At 36.2% G+C, this 20,367-nt stretch carries 17 protein-coding genes and 1 pseudogene; 17 read left to right on the top strand and 1 reads right to left on the bottom strand.

Features of this window, described 5'->3' with window-relative positions; all coding sequences use genetic code 11:
- Window positions 1-65: 65 nt before the first annotated feature.
- The 7 genes and pseudogenes from J8L70_RS08100 to J8L70_RS08070 all read left to right on the top strand — a co-directional run bounded on the left by J8L70_RS08100 (window position 66) and on the right by J8L70_RS08070 (window position 8,253).
- Window positions 66-671: a deoxynucleoside kinase gene (locus J8L70_RS08100; RefSeq protein ID WP_211055039.1), complete on the top strand. Its 606-nt coding sequence runs from the start codon at window positions 66-68 to the stop codon at window positions 669-671.
- A gap of 731 nt (window positions 672-1,402) precedes the next feature.
- Window positions 1,403-2,371 carry a viperin family antiviral radical SAM protein gene (locus J8L70_RS08095; RefSeq protein ID WP_211055038.1) on the top strand — a complete coding sequence of 323 codons (969 nt, stop codon included), beginning with the start codon at window positions 1,403-1,405 and terminating at the stop codon, window positions 2,369-2,371.
- A complete protein-coding gene (locus J8L70_RS08090) occupies window positions 2,368-3,675 on the top strand; it encodes a DUF4145 domain-containing protein (RefSeq protein ID WP_211055037.1) in 1,308 nt (435 codons plus the stop codon). Before J8L70_RS08095 ends, J8L70_RS08090 begins: the two co-directional genes overlap by 4 nt.
- A gap of 223 nt (window positions 3,676-3,898) precedes the next feature.
- A pseudogene (locus tag J8L70_RS08085) lies at window positions 3,899-4,141 on the top strand (restriction endonuclease subunit R); the annotation flags it as partial.
- A gap of 40 nt (window positions 4,142-4,181) precedes the next feature.
- Entirely contained in the window at window positions 4,182-5,873 is a 1,692-nt protein-coding gene (locus tag J8L70_RS08080) for a hypothetical protein (protein WP_211055036.1), read from the top strand.
- A gap of 235 nt (window positions 5,874-6,108) precedes the next feature.
- A complete protein-coding gene (locus tag J8L70_RS08075) occupies window positions 6,109-7,083 on the top strand; it encodes a WYL domain-containing protein (protein WP_211055035.1) in 975 nt (324 codons plus the stop codon).
- A gap of 81 nt (window positions 7,084-7,164) precedes the next feature.
- Complete coding sequence (locus J8L70_RS08070; RefSeq protein WP_211055034.1) at window positions 7,165-8,253, top strand: cell division protein FtsZ; 1,089 nt, start codon at window positions 7,165-7,167, stop codon at window positions 8,251-8,253.
- A 44-nt stretch (window positions 8,254-8,297) separates the two neighbouring features.
- Here the strand turns inward: J8L70_RS08070 and J8L70_RS08065 are convergent, their stop codons facing one another.
- Window positions 8,298-8,585: a helix-turn-helix domain-containing protein gene (locus J8L70_RS08065; RefSeq protein WP_211055033.1), complete on the bottom strand. Its 288-nt coding sequence runs from the start codon at window positions 8,583-8,585 to the stop codon at window positions 8,298-8,300.
- Window positions 8,586-8,779: 194 nt separating this feature from the next.
- Here J8L70_RS08065 and J8L70_RS08060 point away from each other — a divergent pair, with 194 nt between their 5' ends.
- From J8L70_RS08060 to J8L70_RS08015, 10 genes are all read left to right on the top strand, one after another.
- The gene (locus tag J8L70_RS08060) at window positions 8,780-9,184 is read left to right on the top strand and encodes a hypothetical protein (protein WP_211055032.1); all 405 of its coding nucleotides are present in this window, start codon (window positions 8,780-8,782) and stop codon (window positions 9,182-9,184) included.
- A gap of 437 nt (window positions 9,185-9,621) precedes the next feature.
- Window positions 9,622-10,554 carry a methyl-accepting chemotaxis protein gene (locus tag J8L70_RS08055; RefSeq protein WP_247664746.1) on the top strand — a complete coding sequence of 311 codons (933 nt, stop codon included), beginning with the start codon at window positions 9,622-9,624 and terminating at the stop codon, window positions 10,552-10,554.
- A gap of 13 nt (window positions 10,555-10,567) precedes the next feature.
- Window positions 10,568-11,416, top strand: a complete 849-nt coding sequence (locus tag J8L70_RS08050; RefSeq protein ID WP_211055031.1) for a nitrate- and nitrite sensing domain-containing protein — start codon at window positions 10,568-10,570, stop codon at window positions 11,414-11,416.
- 266 nt (window positions 11,417-11,682) lie between these two features.
- A complete protein-coding gene (locus J8L70_RS08045) occupies window positions 11,683-12,087 on the top strand; it encodes a hypothetical protein (RefSeq protein WP_211055030.1) in 405 nt (134 codons plus the stop codon).
- A 411-nt stretch (window positions 12,088-12,498) separates the two neighbouring features.
- Window positions 12,499-13,074, top strand: coding sequence for a type IV pilus modification protein PilV (gene pilV, locus J8L70_RS08040; RefSeq protein ID WP_211055029.1), 576 nt, complete (start codon window positions 12,499-12,501; stop codon window positions 13,072-13,074).
- A gap of 1 nt (window position 13,075) precedes the next feature.
- The gene (locus J8L70_RS08035; RefSeq protein WP_211055028.1) at window positions 13,076-14,068 is read left to right on the top strand and encodes a PilW family protein; all 993 of its coding nucleotides are present in this window, start codon (window positions 13,076-13,078) and stop codon (window positions 14,066-14,068) included.
- The gene (locus J8L70_RS08030; protein WP_211055027.1) at window positions 14,056-14,547 is read left to right on the top strand and encodes a pilus assembly protein PilX; all 492 of its coding nucleotides are present in this window, start codon (window positions 14,056-14,058) and stop codon (window positions 14,545-14,547) included. Before J8L70_RS08035 ends, J8L70_RS08030 begins: the two co-directional genes overlap by 13 nt.
- Window position 14,548: 1 nt before the next feature.
- A complete protein-coding gene (locus J8L70_RS08025) occupies window positions 14,549-17,749 on the top strand; it encodes a PilC/PilY family type IV pilus protein (RefSeq protein WP_211055026.1) in 3,201 nt (1,066 codons plus the stop codon).
- Window positions 17,750-17,927: 178 nt separating this feature from the next.
- Window positions 17,928-19,397 carry an NAD-dependent succinate-semialdehyde dehydrogenase gene (locus J8L70_RS08020; RefSeq protein ID WP_211055025.1) on the top strand — a complete coding sequence of 490 codons (1,470 nt, stop codon included), beginning with the start codon at window positions 17,928-17,930 and terminating at the stop codon, window positions 19,395-19,397.
- A gap of 322 nt (window positions 19,398-19,719) precedes the next feature.
- The gene (locus tag J8L70_RS08015; protein ID WP_211055024.1) at window positions 19,720-20,364 is read left to right on the top strand and encodes a hypothetical protein; all 645 of its coding nucleotides are present in this window, start codon (window positions 19,720-19,722) and stop codon (window positions 20,362-20,364) included.
- The last annotated feature ends 3 nt before the right edge of the window (window positions 20,365-20,367 follow it).

Below are 20,367 nucleotides of genomic sequence, written 5' to 3'. Positions count from 1 at the left end.
GAATTTAACAGTTTGATACTGGCTCCTGAAGTCACCACCTACTGCGGTGACATTAGGAGATTATAATGAATAAATTTATCGCTTTTGAAGGGCTTGATGCCTGCGGAAAAACAACACTAAGCTCTCTCTACGCAAAAGAAAAAAACTCGGTTGTTCATTCAGCTGTAATTGAAGAAGCACTGGAGCTGAGAAAAGTCATTGATACCTATGAGTCTAAAGAGAGTGCTTTTCTGTTTTTTTTACTAAATAACTTTTTGAGAAGTCATGCTGTCTCAACAGCATTAAAGTCTGAAAATGTCATAGTTGACAGGTATATTTTTTCAACTTTAGCGTATCAGACAATTATGCTTGGAGAAGAACTCGTTAAGAATATTTTTGATACACTTAGTATTACTCAAAACATCCATCTTCCTGAAGTCATTGTTTTTGTTAAGGCCGATGCGGAAACGATAAACAGTAGAATTGAGGCTAGAGGAGGTTGTATTCAGTGGTATGGAGATGCCGTGACGCAAAATAACTGTGTAGAAACAGCTTATAAAAAGATTTTCCAATGGTTTAATATTCCAATTGTAGAGATTGATACATCACAAAAATGTGGTCGCTCGATAGCAGAAAATTATCAACTAATGAAAGGTGAAGTTGAACGTATCATTTCTGGCGGCTACAACTAAAAATAGGGTTATTAATTAAGGGGATAAATGAGGGGGTTTATTGGATTCACAATCCCCTTTTTTGAGGCATAAACGTATATATTAAACAGAAAAAAAAGAATGAGGAATGTACAAAAAATGACTCATGAAGCCACTTAATTCTTTGGTTTTACCGTGCATAATTCATGAAAGATACTAGGTCAGACTTGAACTAGATCTTTCTCTGCTCAAATTAGTTCCTCACTAATTAATTCTTTAGCGTTGCTCGTCTATAATACATTCTTCATTGAAGACAACTCACCATTTAATAGACTTACTACTTTGTAATTGTTTTATTTTCTATATTAGCGGTAATACCGCCCAACCTCATATTTCGTTCAGTCGCTTTAATTTAGAGCGGTATCGACTTTGCAGTTAACAAAGGGTAAATCTAATACCGTTTCTTAACTGGTAAGTGGTATACATTCCACTTGCAAATTTTTGCGAGAAGGTGGCGAATTATAGCAACTAACTATCTAATCTAAAAAATGAAACGTTTGTGCGAATTTAGGGTGAAATAATTTGTTATTTCTCTTTTTTGTGAATTTCACAGGTTGATACTGGCTCCTGAAGTCACCGCACTCTGCGGTGATATTAGGAGATTATAATGCACCATTTAATTCTTTTTTCATTACTCAATGAAACCAATGAACTTACATTAGCTGATTCAGCTATCAAAACAACATTATTGAGCCTTGTGTTAGGAGGTTCACATGAATAAGGCTATTGATGAATTAGTTATTAATTATCATGTTACAGAAGTATGTAATTACTCATGCAAATTTTGCTACGCAAAGTGGGACCGCCCTAATGAAATACACGCTAATGGCCAAGACGCAGAGTTAATGCTTGAAAAGTTAGCTAATTACTTTTTTGACGATAATACCAACCAAGTAAAAGCGGTTTTCCCTTATAAAAGTGTGCGTATCAACTTTGCAGGAGGCGAGCCGTTAATTCTTAAAAAACGTTTTGCAAAGTTAATTATAAAAACAAAGTCACTCGGCTTTAACTTATCGCTCATTACGAATGGCCATTACCTAACAGACTCTTTCATAAATAACTATGGCGCAATGTTTTCAATGATAGGGATCAGCTTTGACAGCCAATCTTTAAGTGCACGTAAAAATATTGGTCGAATAGATCGCAAAGATGAATCTTTTGGAAGTCACGATTTAATTAAAGCGGTTACACAGCTTCGTAACGTTAACCCATCCATCATAATAAAAGTAAACACCGTTGTTAATAGCCTTAATTACCAAGAATCATTTGAGCAGTTAATAACAAAAATAAAACCCGAAAAATGGAAGGTTTTCCAAGTGTTGCCAGTATTAAATGACAACTTATTAGTGTCTGATGAGCAGTTTTCTGGGTTTGTAAAACGCCATGCTTCATTAAAAGAAGTCATGGTGGCAGAAGATAACGAAGCGATGACAAATTCTTATTTAATGATTAATCCTCAAGGACGTTTTTATCAAAATAGCTCAAATCAAAATGGATACGTTTATGGTGATTTAATTTTAGATGTAGGTGTAGAGCAAGCGTTAGAAATCTGTGAAATAAATTGGGAGACGTTTGCCAGTCGATACAAAAAGGATAATACAATTAGCCTTATTAGTAATAGTGAGTATCAGCTTAAAAATAAACAAAATAATGTTGCGTTAAAATCGGGAGCAATAGCATGAGTACTATAAATAACGATCAACAATTTGCAGCCTTGTTTAAAGAATCCATTGCATCAGATTACAAAAATGCACTATTACTAATGAATGTGAACCCTGATGTTAGTTTGTTTAAATTTCGTAAGATATTAGAGACCTTGTGCTTACTTTATGAACAGCGTCATAGTTATAAATTTACAAGCAAAAATTTATGTGAGCAAATAAATGAACTAGCAGATATTAACGCAATTCATGGTGCAGATAGAGAGCTATTTCATAGTGTTAGAGAGTTAACAAATGATGGAGTTCATGATAAGGCGCTTAGCGACGAAGAATTGCTGAATAAGGCGCTAGCCTCAAGAACAAAAGTTTTAGACTTACTGGAAAGTGCTTACCTGAGCTTAGGGCTGGGTGAACGCATACCTAAATACGAGTTAATAAACGAAGGAGGTCAAGAGTACAAAGATTTATGGTTTAACAGTTTAAACTCTTGTGATTATAAAAAGTATTTAAGTTTAGGTATTTTCTACGAGAAAGTGGGTGAAGCGTTTGAAAGCCAAGCGTTAGAAGATAGATTTTTCACTGCGCGCGCACAGGCCATGTATTCATTTGCTGCTGAGTCTTATAAAAGCGCTTTTCAACTTTGCTCAAAGAAAACGGTAACTGACGTTATTAATTCTGGCGATAAACAAATAACGATTGCTCAGGCAAGTCATCAAATTTTATTCAAATATGCTCTTTTATGTCTAAATAATAAAGTAAATACCTTACTAATAAGTGAGATAACAATAATACTCAACGTATTAGCGAAAAGAGGCTTTTATGCTGCATATGCCTATTTGGGTTGGTGCCATTATTTAAGTGAAGACTATAAAAAAGCACATAAATACCTTACCCATAAAAAAGCCGAGAACACAGTCTTTTTATTTCAAAGGTTAGGTGTTTTATATTCTTCAGGTAAAGCTTGTCCAATTAATAGTGATAAAGCCGTTGAGAGTTTTCAAAAAGCAGTAATGCTAGGTTGTAATCAATCAATGTTTGAATTAGGTAAGATCTATTACAAAGGTGAGTTAGTTCCAAAAGATGACGAACTAGCTCAACATTACTTATGCCAAGCAATTGCTACTGGTAACTTAAAAGCCGTTTTGTACCTTGATGAAAAGTACTTGAAAATAAGAGAGCTATTTTCTGGTTTACTAGAGGAAATTAAAGGTGACAGAGTAAAAATAAGGCCGCAAAAGTCTTATACTAAAACAACTAAGTTAGGACGAAATGAACCTTGCTTGTGCGGCTCTAATGTAAAGTATAAGAATTGCTGCGGGAAATAAAATACATGCAATTATTAAAAATGCTAAGTGGTTAAATTTAATGAATGAATAATCGCAGTGCGCCTTAAAAAGTAAAAACGAGAGATACTGTCTCTCGTTTTTTAATTACCTTTTATTTTTGCTTATTAACTATATTTTATATAGCATCACTAAATAGCATGAAACGCGTTGAATCAATGAGTTGTGCGCACTCATAGTGTAGTATTTAGGGATGGTTTAAGTTATGGATAAAAGAAAGCTCAGCGAAACCGATATAATCAGCAAGTTCATTCTGCCCGCAGTTAAAAGCGCAGGGTGGGACGACATAACTCAAATACGCCAAGAGGTTAAACTACGTGACGGTAAAGTAATCGTTCGTGGGCAGCTTGGTGTACGTAAAACGGTTAAATCGGCTGATATAGTGCTTTACCATAAACCCAGTATGCCGCTTGCTGTCATTGAGGCTAAAGCGAATAAGCATGAAGTAGTCCACTTAAACGTCGCCATAGTCGAACAGGCTTTATAATATGCAATTAGCTACTTTTTTAAGAAATACAATATTAGGGGATGATGCAGAGGGGCGTGCTATTGAGTTCGTTAAAGTGCCAAAGAATAATAGGAAAGAAGGTATTATTTCTATTTCGTTAGAAAAAGATACTTTCCTATCTTATATCATTTGGCCTATGAATACATTTCACATCATTGCTCGAATGCTTGATACATTTGATGTGTATCAAAACGTATTATCTTTAAAAAACTATAGTGAACTCCCCTTTAAATGCTCAACAGGAAGGCATGACCTAACGTGGCGTCAATCTATATTATTCAATAAAAATGAAAAAACAATAGAAGTGACCCAGCGATTTTATGAGCTTTTGTACAATTTATTTAAGAGTTCTAATGCAAGTCAACAAGTTAGTGATTTACTCCAGAACCACACTTATTTTAGTCAGTTAATAGAGTTATTTAATGCAAGCGATAGTTGTGCTTTTAATATCAAAAATACTTTATTTTCAGAAGGCGCTCCCGCATACATGGCAGCCCAGGTTAAAAAGCTAGCACGTTCAGAAAGTTCAGCGATATTGAGCTTTTCAAATTGTAATTCCAGTTACGGAAGTGTTCATTATAAAACCCACACACCACAATCAGGTATATCCTTAAATAGTTTGAGCCACGATTTAGCTTATGTAAAAGCAGGTGTAGAGATAAACTCACTACCCCAAAAAGTCGAATACAAAAATGAGAAAAAAGATTTTAATATTTTACTTTTGCCTTGGCCATTGAAAGTAGAAGATAATTTCTTCAATACAGCTGTAAAACCACGATTACAAATGGATGATGAATTTGGGTTCTTCTCATATTCTAACTTAGAAGTAATTACAGCAAAAAAAATAATATATGCAATAGAGGGTTCTGATAGCCCTTTAGATCTTGTTGTAATTCCAGAGTGTTCAATTGATAGTGAAAATAAGCAAACTATTAGTTCAGAGTTAAGCAGGTATTTTAAAAACAAGCATATAGAAGTTCCGACTTTTATATTTGGCGTATTTGCAAAAGGAACCGATGGTTCATACGGTGAGAATAGCTTATCTGTATTAGTTTGGGACGAAAACACGAGTTGCTTTGTTGCGGAGACTCAACAAAAACACCACCGCTGGGCTATTGATCAGCAACAAGTAAATAATTATGATTTGCAGAAGGTTTTTGAAGATAAAAAATTAAAGTGGTGGGAAAACTGTTTAATTGGATCTAGAAAATTACTTTCATTTGAAAAAAGTTCAACTCATATATGCCCATTAATATGTGAAGACTTAGCTAGGCAAGAGCCTATTTCGGGGGTTTTACGTTCACTAGCTCCACACCTTGTCGTTGCTTTACTTTTAGATGGACCTCAACTTCAAAAGCGTTGGCCTGGTCATTACTCGCACACATTAGTCGATGAGCCGGGGAGTAGTGTCCTTACTATTTCACCTTATGGGATAGTTGAACGCTCTACAAATGGTGGTGAGTTTCCTAAAAGTAACGTGATCTCTTTATGGAGCGAACCCAATAATACTAAAGAAATCGAGTTAGATAATGGAAAGGCAGGTGTAGTTTTAACACTAGTACAGAAAGAATCTAAGCAATGGACCGCTGATGGCAGACTCGAACTAAAGAAAAGGCTGACATATAAAGACCATCGGTCTATTGGATCTGCGAATGAGTTATCTGAAAAATAATTAAAACCTCTAATTATTTAATATGATTTAAAAGGGAATTATATAGATTTCCATTCATTATATTTAAAAATCAACAATTTATATGTACTAAAGTAACAAAAGCATTGGTATTTTAAATTCATGTTAGAGGCTTGTTTGATATATATTAATTTAATTAGATTTTTGAAATGATTGATATTAATAACGTACTATGAAGATGAGATAGCTTTTGACCTAGTTGGTAAGACTAATAAAAATGAAACCTTTACGATACCTGATTCTTTTAGAATATATACCTATCAGCCCTATAAGTATTTCAGTCAAACAGCTACAAGATGACTTGTCACTAAGAGGTATTTTTTTATCAACCCGCATGCTCCAGCGCGACTTGCAATCACTTTACGATCAAGGTTGTTTTGGACTTGAAAAAGAGACCCGTAGTAAACCGTATGGTTGGTCTATTAATGCGCAGTGGCGAGGTGGTAACGCGAAAATAATGAGCAGCGAAGTGGCTGAGCATTATTTGCTGCTAGAGCAGTTACTACCGCAGTCTGTGCCGAGCGATGTTAAACAGTCGGTATGTATTAAAGCAGAGCAGGCGCTTAAACGCTTTAATGGACATGTGCCCGATTGGCTTTCAACTTTGCCTAAGCCTTCTTTAAAAGTGAATGTTGATACTCAGTTAGTTGAGCAAATTGAGCATGCCATTAAGCATAAACGTGCCGTGAGTGCTGAGCTTTATCGAGTGCTTTATGATGAGGCTCATTGGCTTAAATTTGCTGAATTGAGTTTTTATAACTTAGTTGAGCAAGGCGGCGTTTTAATGGCGCAGTTTATGGTGGGGGAGCTGCACGATAAATGCTACCAGATGCCGGTTTATCGTATTCGCCAGATACGTGTACTACAAAAAAATCGCAGAGAGCCCAGTACTGATCAACTAAAAACACTGCGTAGTGCGATTAATAAAGGCATGAGCGAACAGTGCATAGAGCTTGTTGTAAAGGTGGCGAGCCATTCGGCTGTTAATCAAGGATTTATTGAACTTGGCGAGCTGACCGATAAGCAATATATTGATGATAAAAACGTATTACTAACCTACCAAACTATTGATACCGAGCAATTGACCGATGAGCTATTTAAATGTGCTCATTGGCTTGAGGTTGTTAAACCTGAAAAGCTGCGGCAAAGAATTGTTAGTAAGCTTAAAGCGGCGACTGCAAACTACCGTTAATTGATTTTTAAAGTTTAGGTGCGTCAAAATTTGACGCACCTATTTGTTATGCTCCTTTAAAAGTTTAGGAGTGATTAGGTTATGTTTCAATTAATTCAGCAAAATGATGGTTTAACAATCGGTGTATTTGGTATTGGTGGGTGCGGCTGTAATACGTTGAACAGTATTTTTGCACAGCGCGAGTCTGATCAGGCATTCTTGTACAGTGTTAATACCGACAAAGTGGTACTAGAGCATACACAAAGTGATGAAGCGGTACTAATAGGTGCTGAGCTCACGCATGGGTATGGCGCGGGCGCAGATCCTAAAGTTGGGCTACAAGCAGCAGAAGAGAGTAAAGAACAGCTTTTAACGCTTATTAATGGTTGCGATATCATACTCTGTGCAACAGGGTTGGGTGGTGGTACTGGGACTGGCGCTAGCCCGTATATTGCAGAGCTTGCTAGTGAGCAAGGCAAACCCATTATATTTGTTGCGACATTGCCATTTAGTAGTGAAGGGCAGTTTAGAAGCAACATAGCGCAAACTGGGCTAAATGAGCTAAAAGAGCATGCTAATGCGGTTATTACGCTCCCAAATGATCAACTAATTGAGGTGCTTGGAAACGATATCGGCTTATTTGATGCGTTTAAGCACAGTAATCAAATACTCCATTCACTCATTAAGTCGTTAATTGATATGCTTTGTTATCAAGGTCTTATAAATGTGGATTTAAACGATTTTGCCAAAATTATGGATTGCCAAGGGGATGCTGTACTTGGTGTAGGAAAATGTGATGAAGAGAGTAAACTGGCCAACGCACTTGATGAAGCTCTTAATAACCCGCTAGTTAATCAGGTTGATATGTCATCTAGTACCGGAGTAATTATACAAGTAAATTGTAAAAATGAGATATCTTTGGGCAGTTATAATCTTATTACCGATACCGTTCGCCAGCAAGTTAGTCCAAATGCGTTAGTAATTTGTGGTGTATCTAAAATAGAAAATTTAACCGTTGACTATGAGTTGTTGGTGATTGCGACAGGCGCCAGTACTAAAATGTTGCTTGAGAATAGTGATAAAGAAGACGAAGCGCAAAAAAATACAGCGGTAAAAATGGTAAAACCTAACCCCGCAGATATTTTTGATATACCGGCATATATTAGAACCAAATCACCAGCGCCCCAATAAAACGAATACCCAGGCTTAGTTGTACCAGTAAGATAAGAATTGAATTAGTTAGTTATTTGATAATTTAAGCTGTTAGCTAAATAGGCTTTATTCGTTTTTACCCAGGTTGGGTTTATTGGGCCCCATGAGTTGATAATGTAATGACCATTTTTGCTCGCACCATTAAAGCTGCAATCAATATGTAACTCTTGCAGTGCTTTTATAGTGTCTTGTGCGGTGCGCCTGGGGATGTTTATGGTGTTCATTATTAACGGTAGGGTGTTTATGCCTTCGTCGATTAAATTAGCAATAAATAATCGTCGGTAAAATGAGCTTTGCGTTTTACTTAACATGGTGATATTCCATTAGCTTTTTAGTGTTTTATTAATGAACTTAGCGAGTTTATGCTATGTGTTTATTAGACTAAAGTCTATAACTTAGTTTTTTTCATCTATTGGGTTTGTATTGATCGTTTGTGAGTGTTGAGTGAATACTCTAAAGTTCAGTTGTCGGCAACAAGCACGGCTAACTTAATAGGAAACTAATCATGAAATCACTTTTAAACACTATTGCACTTGGCACTTTATTAACTTGTTCGGCTGCTGCTGTAGCGGATCAAAGTGACTACAAATTAATGGTTATCGAAGCGCAAACAGCGCCTGAGCCTCTTGAGCAGTCGTTTAATAATTGTGCGTTAAATGTAAAATCAAAAAACTATGCACAAGCCGAAACAATTTGTACTAAAGCCATTGCTTTAATAAAAGAATCTGATGCACCTAAGTATAAAGTGCGTGAATTAACGTCTTTTGCATTAAGTAACCGTGGTGTAGCACGCTTAAAAGCGCAAAACGAAACAGCTGCGTTATCGGATTTATATGAAGCGGTACAAATTTCACAAAATTCATTAGTGTCGCATAACCTTAAACGTGCGAAACAAGATTTAGCTCTGTAAGCTTTATTTAATACAGTTAAGTAAAAACCCCACATTAGCTTAGGCTAATGTGGGGTTTTTGTTTTTTTACACTGCGCTAATTCGGTGCATATTAAGCGTGAAGTGCTGTAATTAGGAACGTATTTGCTAGAAGAGATAATTAATATATTACAATTCAACCAGTTATCTTTTGGTGTGGTTTTTGCTAGATTTAAATAGTATATAACTAAAAGGAATGAGTTATTGTGAGTTTTTATTATCCTATATTGCTACTTTTAAGGTTGTTTGGATTTAAGAGTATTGTTGTACTAGGTAGTCTTTGTTTTATCATTATTTTTGTAAGTCTGTTTTATCTTACACACATTTACTCCGCTCTATTTTGTCTATGTTTACTCTATTTAGTTTCAGGTGCCGCTTTTATTGTTTTTAATCAGCTTAAAAGCGTTAAGCATGTACTCATGCATATTAATACCGATGATTTTGATCATCGAGAAATATACTTTGACTTGCTGCTTGGCTCAGATGTTTTAAACGAATTATTAAAAACTTACAGAGAATTAGGGCGAGTTAACAAACACCATCAAGAAAATAATAAAGAAGTAGAGTATAGCGCCAATCAGGTTATTGATATTGCCACTGAAGTAAAAAACAATGTGCTATTACAATCTGATGCAACCAACTCGACAGCGTCGGCTATTACACAAATGAGCCAATCTTTATTTGATGTAAATAAAGAAATTTCACTGACACATGACTCATCACTTTTAGCGTCAAACAAAGCCCATGAAGGAAAGGCCGCATTAGTGCTTTTAACGCAAGCGATTAACGAGGCAAACAAGCAAGCCCAGCATACTCAAAATGGGATGAATGTGCTAAATACACTGATTACCGATGTTGAAAAAATGACTGACACAATTCAACAAATTTCGCAACAAACCAATTTATTAGCTTTAAACGCATCGATTGAAGCTGCGAGGGCTGGTGAGCATGGCCGAGGCTTTGCCGTTGTTGCACAAGAAGTTAGAGAGCTGGCTGAACGCACTCATAATGCGACAGAAAATATTGTGGGTACTATTTCGCAGGTACTTAACAAAAATACCGATATTGTTACTGCCATGGATATCGTCGTTATCCAAACTACCGAATGTTTAAATAATGCACTGGATGTAGATACGGCATTACACAACATTGAATTGGCAACAGAGCAAGTAAAGCATCAAATGGATACGGTGTCTGGGGTGTCAATACAGCAATCGAAAGTAACGAATGAAATTGCAGAACATATTGAGCAAGTTGTACTTGGGGCAAAAGCCAATTCAGGTATTGCAGCTCAATCAGAGCAAGTGGCGAATCATTTACGTAAAATAACATTGAGATTTAATAGTAATTAAAGGGGAAAATACGGTGATGTTTTATGTTCTTTTAGGCGTATTAGGTGTTGCTGTATTATTGGCTGTTAGAGTAAAGCGTAATAAGCAAAAACACTATCAAAAGCAGTTAAACGCAGTGGTTTATATTAAGTCACTGAAAACAATTATAACGCTTGTACAGCAGCATCGCGGTTTGTCTGTTGCAAGGCTGCAAGGTGAAGAGTCGGTGTTAAACACACTAAATGATATAAAGCGCGTTATTGCAACTCAAATAGCGGATTTATCAAACACACCGGTTGCTAATAATGAGCGTTGGGATAGCTTTTGTGATCATTGGTCGAGGTTACAAATAGTGATAGATGAATTTTCTCCTGAGCATAATTTTGATCAACATACATCGGTGATCAAAAATTTAATTTATTTGTTAGAAGATACAGCTGAAAACTTTTCTTTAACCGCGAAACATGTACCACAGTTAGAAACGGTTGGGTATTTGTGGCGTGAGCTCATTTTTTTAGCCGAAACGATTGGGCAATCGCGCGCAATAGGGGTGGCCGTTACAACTGAAAAAAAGTGCTCGCATGTCAACGAAATTAAACTTAATTTTTTAATTCAAAATATGCAATCGGCAACAAAGACATCTCTAAAGGAATTAACTTGTTTAACGCAAGAAAAAATAATGCATCAGCAATTAATAGACGATGCGACAGATAAAATAAATAAGCTGATAACCGTGATACATGAAGAACTAATTACCTCACCGACGATATCTATCGCGAATACTGATTATTTTGAACTTGCGACAAGCTCGATTACTGCGGTTAATCATGTTTTTGATCACCAAATAAAACAACTTGAAAAAATAATTAATGATAAAAAATAAAAAACAAATATTTATTACGATATTTGCAATAAATCATACTGTAAATTTTGTTTGTCACTTAAATTAAAAATGTAAAATTTTATAATGTATTACGTAAATATAAACACAGTGGTATTGTTTAATTAGTTATTTATTATTATTTATTGGGTTATGGCTTAGTTTTATTCATCTATTAGGTTTGTTTTTCTCGTTTGTGAGGGTTGAGTAAATACTCTAAAGTTCAATGGTCGGCAACAAGCACGGCTCACTTACTTAGGAATAAAACCATGAAATCATTTATCAAAACTATTGCATTTGGCACATTAATTACTTGTTCGGCGGCTGCTGTAGCGGATCAAAATGATTTTAAAGTGATGGTTATCGAAGCGCAAACTGCACCGATTCATCTTGAGCAAACGTTTAATAGCTGTGCATTAAATGTTAAGTCTAAAAATTATGAACAAGCTGAAGAAGTGTGTACTAAAGCACTTGCTATCTTACAAGAGTCGAGTGCGTCTTCATATAAAGTGCGCGAATTAACGTCTTTTGCTTTAAGCAACCGTGGTGTTGCCCGTTTAAAAGCACATAATGATACCGCAGCAATTGCCGATTTATACGAAGCGGTACAAACTTCAGATAACGAATTGGTTTCACATAATTTAAAGCGTGCTAAGCAAACGCTTTCGTTATAATAAATTAAAATAAATAGCCCGAACTTATATGTTTGGGCTATTTGTCATATCTGCGCATTTAGCTCATATATTAAAAAATTAACAAAAAAATGATTTCATAAAATCACTTTCACAAAGCGATATTTTATAAAGCATACACACCAGGTGATCTTGTATTTGTTTTTATAAAAACATAACCTCATGTATTTATTATAGAAACATACATTTTATAGTACGTACCTAATTTAATTATTTATTAAATAAAAACCACTTCTAAAATCTAATCTATTTGCTCGTTCCTATAATAGTTCTTTTTTTATACAACAATCTGTTTAATATATAAAAATAATCTAACCCATTTATGTTCCTAGCTTTAAATTTAACTATTTTTTATTTAAACTGGTAATAAGATATTATTATTTTGTAAAAAATATGTATTCATTCAAACAAAAATTAACGACCGGCTTTACTTTAATTGAAGTCTTAATTGCATTTATCATTTTGAGCTTTGGTTTATTAGGAGCAATTGCTTTACAGGCAAAAGCAAAACAAGCAAGTTTTGATTCTATGCAACGTGCAGCAGCAATTGCATTAGGTAATGATATTTTAGGCCGCATTCGTGTGAATGATACAAGTAATCTGATTTCGCTCTATGGCAAAGTACTTACTAGCGAAACTGGAATTCAAAAAAAGGCCACTTGTTACAGCAGTGTATGTGATGATCAACAAATTGCAGATTTAGATATTGAACAATGGAAAAGAGCAATTAGAGCCAGAGAAAATACAGGCGCTCTCGATAATGCAATTGTGTGTATAAATCCAACCCTCGAATCGGGCACCGCTGGTAAGGGATATAACATAGAGGTAATTGTTTCGTGGCAAGGGCGTCAGACATTTACACCTAAGACGGTTAACTCTGATGTTAAGTGTACCTCTTCAGAGCTTGAACTATCGAGTGGGCAGCGCCGATTGGTGGTTTTGTCTAGTTATGTTTATTTAAGGAGTTAGTATGCAAAATAAAGGTTTTACACTTGTTGAAATGATGGTGTCGCTGTTTATCGGGGCCTTTATTCTCGCAGGGGTAATGTTTACTTTTATTAGTATGAAAACCACCTCCAAAGATACATTAGATATTGGTGATTTACAGGAATCAGGCAGACTTGCCATTAATATAATGCAACGTGATATTGAGCAAGTTGGTTTTTGGGGGACTTTTTATGAAGACTCGTTCACATCAGCGAATACGACGTCGTTAGATAATCCAACAAGTGATTGCTATTCGACGGTGAATAATGGCAGTTTTCCCGATTTATCAAGCAGTAGTAATTTTCGTTCAATTTATGCAGAAACAGCCAGTAGTTTGCTTGCATTTAATTGCATAGCTTCAGCAAAAACTAATTCTGATATTTTGCAGCTTAAATTTTTACAAGGTGAAAGATTAACCGTCGCAGATACAGTGGCTAATGACAGCGATGAAAATTATTTTATTGCACAGCAAGAACAAGCAGAATTTGTTAGAGGCTCACAAGCAAGCGCCGATATAAATATAAATGCCTCAATTTGGCCTTATAGCCATCATATTTATTATATCGCCGATCAAACGTATCAAATGAACAATACAGATACTACGATCCCAGTATTAATGCGAAAGCGTTTACAGGGAGACAAAATAGTGGAGGATACAATAATGGAAGGCGTTGAAAATATGCGTTTTATTTTTGGTCTAGATACTAATGCAGATGGTCGCGTAGATGGGTATAGAAGTATTAGTGATATTTCATTAAGTGATTGGGAAAATCGTAAACGAATATTAACCGTACAAATATTTTTATTGGTAAGGACTATTCACGCAGATAATGGTTTAACACTTAAAAATCAAACCTATGTACTGGGCGAAGATAGTAACGCTAGAACGTTAACTTTTGATGATGATTTTAGGCGTGCAGTTTTTACCACCACCATACGTTTAAATAATGTTGGGGCTAACTTATGGAAAATGTAAGTAATTTAGTATCAAGTAAAAAACAAAGCGGCATTGTACTTTTAACCGCTTTAATTATGGTTATTGCGGTTACGAGTATTGCCGTTACATTAATGAGTAACAGTAGTGTTGATATAAAAATAACGAATGCAGCACAAGAGCGCGATGTTGCTGAAAACCAACTCATGGGTGAAGTACAGCGTTTAATAGCTGAAGAAGCGAGTTTAGGTGCTGATAGCCGTTTTTTATATACAAATGAAGATGTACCGAGTGACGGTATGGTATTAGATGCAGATGCTGATATGAAAAGTAATATGGTTAATTTAAATAATGGTGAACAGTCATTACAGTGTCCAAGGCGGTTTAGTTATACCGCGGGTGTGACATGTAACATGATAGAGGTAACCACAACGATATCGTATGGTTCAAAAAATCAACATGGATTAAGTGTTGTCACCGGTGTTGCTCAAGAAATGAGCTCATCAAGTAAGGGGATGTAATATGCAATGTAGCTTAAAGAAAATACTTATACTTTCGCTCGCTTTTATCACTGTATCTGCTTCGGCAGAAGATATTGATTTATTTGTAAACCATGATGTAGATCTAGAAGAAAAGCCACGGGTTTTACTTATTTTTGATACCTCTGGCAGTATGGCATTTTCCTCTTTGACGGGGGATGACTGTGGCTATAAGGCGGGGTGGATTGAATGTAGTGATAGCCGTATGGCTGCGGCTAAATTAGCAATGATAGAGTTAATTGATGACAATGAAGATATTGATTTTGGTTTAATGCGGTTTAATGCCAGTGATGGTGGTTACATTTTAAACGGTATTGGCAGCTCTCATGCGAGTATTAAAGCGTCTATTGCTTCATTAGTTGCAGCGGGGGGAACACCACTGACAGAAACACTATGGGAAGCTTATCTTTATATTACAGGACAAAGCATAGATTGGGCTGAGGAAGTCTCTCAAGCTCAACGCGATACCAGTGTAGAAGAAAGCCATTCAAGTACTTATGAACAAGAAGTCTGTGGGTATGTAGTTAAAAACAATAGATGGAGGTATGAATGTAGTAATCAAACATTTACAGAAACCTCATATTCATACATCTCACCATTTAGTGACAGTACAGCAGAAGCTGCACGTTGTGATAACTCAGTAAATATTATTTATATGACCGATGGCGATCCCTCTAATGATACAAATAGTGATTCAGATATAAGCAGTGAGCACAACAAGTATTTTGGTTCATATTTATCTAATAGCAATAAAGTATATAGTAGCTATTTACATCAGTTAGCTAAAATCATACACGGTACGTCATTACAAGAAGTTGACTTATATCCCTCTACTTCTGATATCGTTGAAACAGGACGCTTATACACGATAGGGTTTGGTTCAGGTATGAGTTATGCGGGCCAAAATTTACTTGAAACAGCGGCTACCTATGGAGGCGGGGAAAACTTACCAGCCAGCACGCCAGATGAATTATCTAAATCTCTTAATAGTGCTGTTTCTCATATTAATGCTGTTAACGATAGTTTTACCTCTCCATCTGTTGCAAGTAATAATGTGGATCAGACGAGAAGTCGAGATTCGATTTACTTTGCTATGTTCTACCCAGAAACAGGCACGAGGTGGGGCGGAAATTTAAAAAAATTAAAGGTATCGGGCAATACCATTGTTGACAGTGATGGTAATGAAGCACTGGATGATGATGGTTTAATCGCATCAAGTTCGAAGACATTTTGGTTACCGGATGGCAGTGCTGCTGATGGCAATATTGTTTCCCAAGGCGGAGTTAATTTGTCGCTAACAACAACTAAAGTAAGTGACAGAAAGTTATACACTGAAAATGAAGGTGAACTTGTTACTTTTAACAGTGACTTAGTCAGTGAAATATTAGCTTTGCCTTCAAATGAGAGCACGACCTTATCAATTAATGATATTAACTGGGCAAGAGGGGTTGATGTTGATGATGAAGATGGCGATTTAGACATAACCGATAACAGAAGTGACATTTTTGGTGACCCTTTGCATTCTAAACCCATTGCAATTGATTATGGTGATGATGATATACGCATTTTAATTGGTACGAATGCGGGCTTTATTCATATGTTTAAAGATCAGGATACGGTTGATAGCAAAGGTAACCAATTAACCGATTCAGTGAATGAAAGCTGGGCGTTTATTCCTTCTGCATTATTTGACATTATCAAACCTTTACGCGCACAAACTACGGGTAAAGAGTATGGAATGGATGGCCCGATTAGTGTGTACTTTAATAATAAAAACTTAAATACAGGCACGGCTACTGATGGGGTTATTGATGCCAGCAGTGGTGATGAGGTATGGGCTTTCTTTAGTATGCGCCGAGGCGGAAGAAATATATACGCTTTAGATATTACAAACCCAGACGCTCCAAAAAACTTATGGTCGAAGCCAATAGAAGGTGGGGTTGATAGTAAATTTAAAGAATTAGGACAAACATGGTCAAAACCACAACTGGCCTATATAAAAGCGTTTGGCGAAGACCCTTTATTAGTGTTTGGAGGGGGTTATGACACAGCAAAAGATACCTCTCGGAACAACGACACCATGGGGCGTGACGTATTTATTGTTAATGCAAAAACCGGTGCTTTAGTGTGGTCGCTCAGAACCAACACAAGCTTTAAAGGTGAGCATAGCATTGCCGCTAATGTATCATTATTAGATTCAGATTATGACGGTTATACCGATAGAATTTATGCCTCAGATACAGGCGGAGATATTTGGCGTATTGATATGCCAGGCTCTGATACATCTAAATTTAGCTTTTATAAATTTGCTGAGCTTGCAACGGATAAAGATAGACGATTTTTTTATACTCCGTTAGTGGCTAGAACGATGTTTAGTAAGGTTACGATTAAAGATGACGTGACTACCCGTTTAGACACCCCCTTTGATGCTATTGTGATAGGCAGTGGTAACCGCTCAGATCCGACTAATTCAGAAACCGATGATCGTTTATTTATGATACGGGATGAAAATACTACAACGAAGTCGTATTTGACGAATGCTCCGCAGAGTATTTCACTTGATGATTTAATGGATATAAGTGATGACCCTTTTGGTGAGAATTTAGATGACGTTGAAGAGTTTGTTAAATTAGAAGCGAAGTTGGGTGAATTTAAAGGCTGGAAATATAAACTCACCGGAGGTGAAAAGTCATTAGCCGAGGCCACCGTTGTTGGTGGGGTTGCTTATTACACTTCTTTCACGCCACAAAGTGATTCGTCGGTGCAAAACCAATGTTCACTAAGCGGTGGTTCGGGTTCTTTATATGCCTTTCATTTACATTATGGGACGAAAGTTTACGATGAGTTAAAATTCACGACCAGTTACGATGTACCTGATACACCTCAGCTTTATTACGGTGAAGGTACTTCATGTGAAGACAGTAACAATGATGGTAAATGTGATAATGACCCAACCGTTGACGTTGAAGAGCAAAGCGTATTTTACCTGATTGGTCCAGGTATCAAAGGTGAAGATGCTGCTAATCCTTTACAACCTGTTGAAATTATAGGTCCAGATTTAACGGTTGTAGATGGCACGATTCAATTAGTGAATGATGAAGACTCTATCGGCTTTGGATTTAAAACTCAGCAGACCTATATTTATAAACGCGAAGAAAACGACGAAATAAAACAACAAGATTAACCTTTAAAAAATAAAGCGTTAGCATTTTAATTTAATAAATTATTATTGTGTTGACGCTTTTTTTTATTTAACAATTTCTATTTTTATACATCCCTTTTTAAAGACAATACACCTCTTATTCAGTAACATTCATGCATACTCATTCTACTTTTTACGTTTATTTAGCGACGGGCTCATAATGGAAAACTATTCATATTTTTCACTAAACGACAATAAGTTAATTCAAACAGATTCATTTATTGATGGGGGGTGGTATGAGTCAAAAACTCATTTTAATGTCAATAACCCCGTAACAGGCCAAACAATAGCAAAAGTGAGTAATGGCTCTAAACGAGAGGCTGAATGTGCTGTTCAGGCAGCTAAACGTGCATTTAAATCATGGTCTAAAATGCCGGCGCACGAGCGTGGCAAAATAATGCGTAAATGGTTTGATTTGATCATGCAACACCAAGATGATTTATCACGTATTTTAACCATTGAACAAGGAAAACCTTTAGCTGAGGCAAAAGGCGAAATTGCATACGGTGCTTCGTTTATTGAATGGTTTAGTGAAGAAGCTAAGCGGGTATATGGCGATGTGATTTCTGCTCAGTCGCAAAATCAACGCATTATAGTAATTAAACAAGCCGTTGGTGTTGTCGCAGCGATAACGCCATGGAACTTTCCCTGCGCGATGATTGCACGCAAAGCCGCTGCAGCACTGGCTGCGGGTTGTACATTTGTAGTACGTCCAGCTGAAAAAACACCATTAACGGCGTTAGCCATGGCTGAATTAGCACAAAGAGCAGGGGTGCCTAAGGGAGTGTTTAATGTTGTTGTTGGTGAAGACGCCAACGCAATCGGGCAGGTATTCACTACGCATCCTGATGTTGCAAAATTTACTTTTACAGGTTCAACCGCAGTAGGAAAGCTGCTGATCAGTCAATGTGCAAGCACAGTAAAAAAAGTATCGATGGAATTAGGAGGCAATGCCCCTTTTATTGTTTTTAAAGACGCAGATATTGATGCTGCCGTTAAAGGAGCCATTATTTCTAAATATAGAAATGCAGGGCAAACATGTGTGTGTACAAACCGTATTTTGGTCGATGAAAGCATACTTAAAGAGTTTACTGATAAATTTGTTGAAGCAGTCTCTAAATTAAAATTAGGTGACGGTTTAAGCGATAATACTGATATTGGTCCACTGATTTCAACGAAAGCGGTGCAGGGTATTGATGATTTAGTCCAAGCGTCTGTTGCACAAGGGGCCAAACTGATTTTGGGAGGTAAAGTAAGTCAATTAGGATCTCAGTTTTATCAACCGACGGTTTTAACAAATGTAACGCCCCAAATGAGCGTAGCTAAGCACGAAATATTTGGGCCGGTCACCCCTATAATGTCTTTTAAGACAGAAGATGAGGCTATATCTTTGGGTAATGATACTCAATATGGGTTAGCTGCCTATTTTTACTCGCGTGATATTGGTGTTATTTGGCGTGTTGCAGAAGGCTTAGACTTTGGCATGATAGGGATTAATGAAGGCATTATATCAAATGCCGTGGCACCTTTTGGTGGGGTGAAACAGTCAGGTAATGGACGAGAGGGATCTAAATATGGCTTGGATGACTACCTTGAAATAAAATATTTATGTATGGGAGACATCCTGTAATAAGTACCTTATATAAAAGTATCTTGTTGTTGTTATTCTATATCAAGCGACAAGATGCTTTTGAGCAAACCAGCAAAATGTGTTTGCTAAATTGACTATCACCTGAGAATTATTCTTACCTCAACCTATGCGTTTCTATTATCTCTTTTTCCTGTCTTTTTTCGCAATTAATTTGTATTACATAAGGGTGGGGGTTATATTAAAAATATGTTAATATAATGTATTATTTTATTTGGTTATATTTATTAATTACGATGAATGTCGTGCCGTTTTATATAATTGAGTTTAACAACCAGATAAAAATTTTGGGAAATGTGAGATTATGCGTAGCAAAATAACAACAGTAATATGCTGCCTAAGTTTATTATTTACAGTAAGTTGTGGTAAAGATAATAAAAATTCAGCTGACAGTGAAAAAACATTATTGCAATCAGAAAAGCAGACTAAGCTATTACCCCCTATTAGCCATGTTGAACCGAGTATTGTTAATGGTTTAGTTGCTTCACATTGTAATAATGATGAAATTTCTTATATGAACGCCAAGATGCACGACGTAATTGCAGCACGCTCGGTGGCTAACACTCATGATACCCAAGACATCTATAAAGTATTATCAATTTGTTTATCACAAGATAATACAAAAATGTTTTATCGTTATGGCCAGCTTGGCGCAATTGAATCGATGAGCACAGCAAATAATAATACGCCATTTGCTTATTATATTCGTAAAGTGAATGGCATAAATGAAACGATATTATTTTTTACTCAGCACGATTACCGATATTACATTATGTATTCAGATGAAACGGACTCAGGTGTGAATGTAAAAATTTACCATGGTCAACAACTTATTTCTGAGCTTAGTTCTGGTACAGAAGCTTACCAAGACTATGTTGTTGCTAATAATATTGATATTCCTACTTCTTTAATGCTAAATATAAGACCCCCAAACGCTGAAATGCAATAACGT

This window comes from Pseudoalteromonas sp. MMG010, assembly GCF_018100905.1.
Lineage (GTDB): Bacteria > Pseudomonadota > Gammaproteobacteria > Enterobacterales > Alteromonadaceae > Pseudoalteromonas.
Note: the sequence above shows the minus strand (reverse complement) of the source record. Positions and strands in the feature narration are given on the sequence as shown.

What these genes read in the sequence shown, in the direction of transcription:
- J8L70_RS08090 (WP_211055037.1), top strand. Translation starts at nt 2,368, where the DNA reads ATGAGTACTATAAATAACGATCAACAATTTGCAGCCTTGTTTAAAGAA.
- J8L70_RS08035 (WP_211055028.1), top strand. Translation starts at nt 13,076, where the DNA reads ATGCAAAATAAAGGTTTTACACTTGTTGAAATGATGGTGTCGCTGTTT.
- J8L70_RS08055 (WP_247664746.1), top strand. Translation starts at nt 9,622, where the DNA reads ATGCATATTAATACCGATGATTTTGATCATCGAGAAATATACTTTGAC.
- J8L70_RS08045 (WP_211055030.1), top strand. Translation starts at nt 11,683, where the DNA reads ATGAAATCATTTATCAAAACTATTGCATTTGGCACATTAATTACTTGT.
- J8L70_RS08070 (WP_211055034.1), top strand. Translation starts at nt 7,165, where the DNA reads ATGTTTCAATTAATTCAGCAAAATGATGGTTTAACAATCGGTGTATTT.
- J8L70_RS08020 (WP_211055025.1), top strand. Translation starts at nt 17,928, where the DNA reads ATGGAAAACTATTCATATTTTTCACTAAACGACAATAAGTTAATTCAA.
- J8L70_RS08100 (WP_211055039.1), top strand. Translation starts at nt 66, where the DNA reads ATGAATAAATTTATCGCTTTTGAAGGGCTTGATGCCTGCGGAAAAACA.
- J8L70_RS08095 (WP_211055038.1), top strand. Translation starts at nt 1,403, where the DNA reads ATGAATAAGGCTATTGATGAATTAGTTATTAATTATCATGTTACAGAA.
- J8L70_RS08030 (WP_211055027.1), top strand. Translation starts at nt 14,056, where the DNA reads ATGGAAAATGTAAGTAATTTAGTATCAAGTAAAAAACAAAGCGGCATT.
- J8L70_RS08060 (WP_211055032.1), top strand. Translation starts at nt 8,780, where the DNA reads ATGAAATCACTTTTAAACACTATTGCACTTGGCACTTTATTAACTTGT.
- J8L70_RS08065 (WP_211055033.1), bottom strand. Translation starts at nt 8,585, where the DNA reads ATGTTAAGTAAAACGCAAAGCTCATTTTACCGACGATTATTTATTGCT.
- J8L70_RS08015 (WP_211055024.1), top strand. Translation starts at nt 19,720, where the DNA reads ATGCGTAGCAAAATAACAACAGTAATATGCTGCCTAAGTTTATTATTT.
- pilV (WP_211055029.1), top strand. Translation starts at nt 12,499, where the DNA reads ATGTATTCATTCAAACAAAAATTAACGACCGGCTTTACTTTAATTGAA.
- J8L70_RS08075 (WP_211055035.1), top strand. Translation starts at nt 6,109, where the DNA reads ATGAAACCTTTACGATACCTGATTCTTTTAGAATATATACCTATCAGC.
- J8L70_RS08025 (WP_211055026.1), top strand. Translation starts at nt 14,549, where the DNA reads ATGCAATGTAGCTTAAAGAAAATACTTATACTTTCGCTCGCTTTTATC.
- J8L70_RS08080 (WP_211055036.1), top strand. Translation starts at nt 4,182, where the DNA reads ATGCAATTAGCTACTTTTTTAAGAAATACAATATTAGGGGATGATGCA.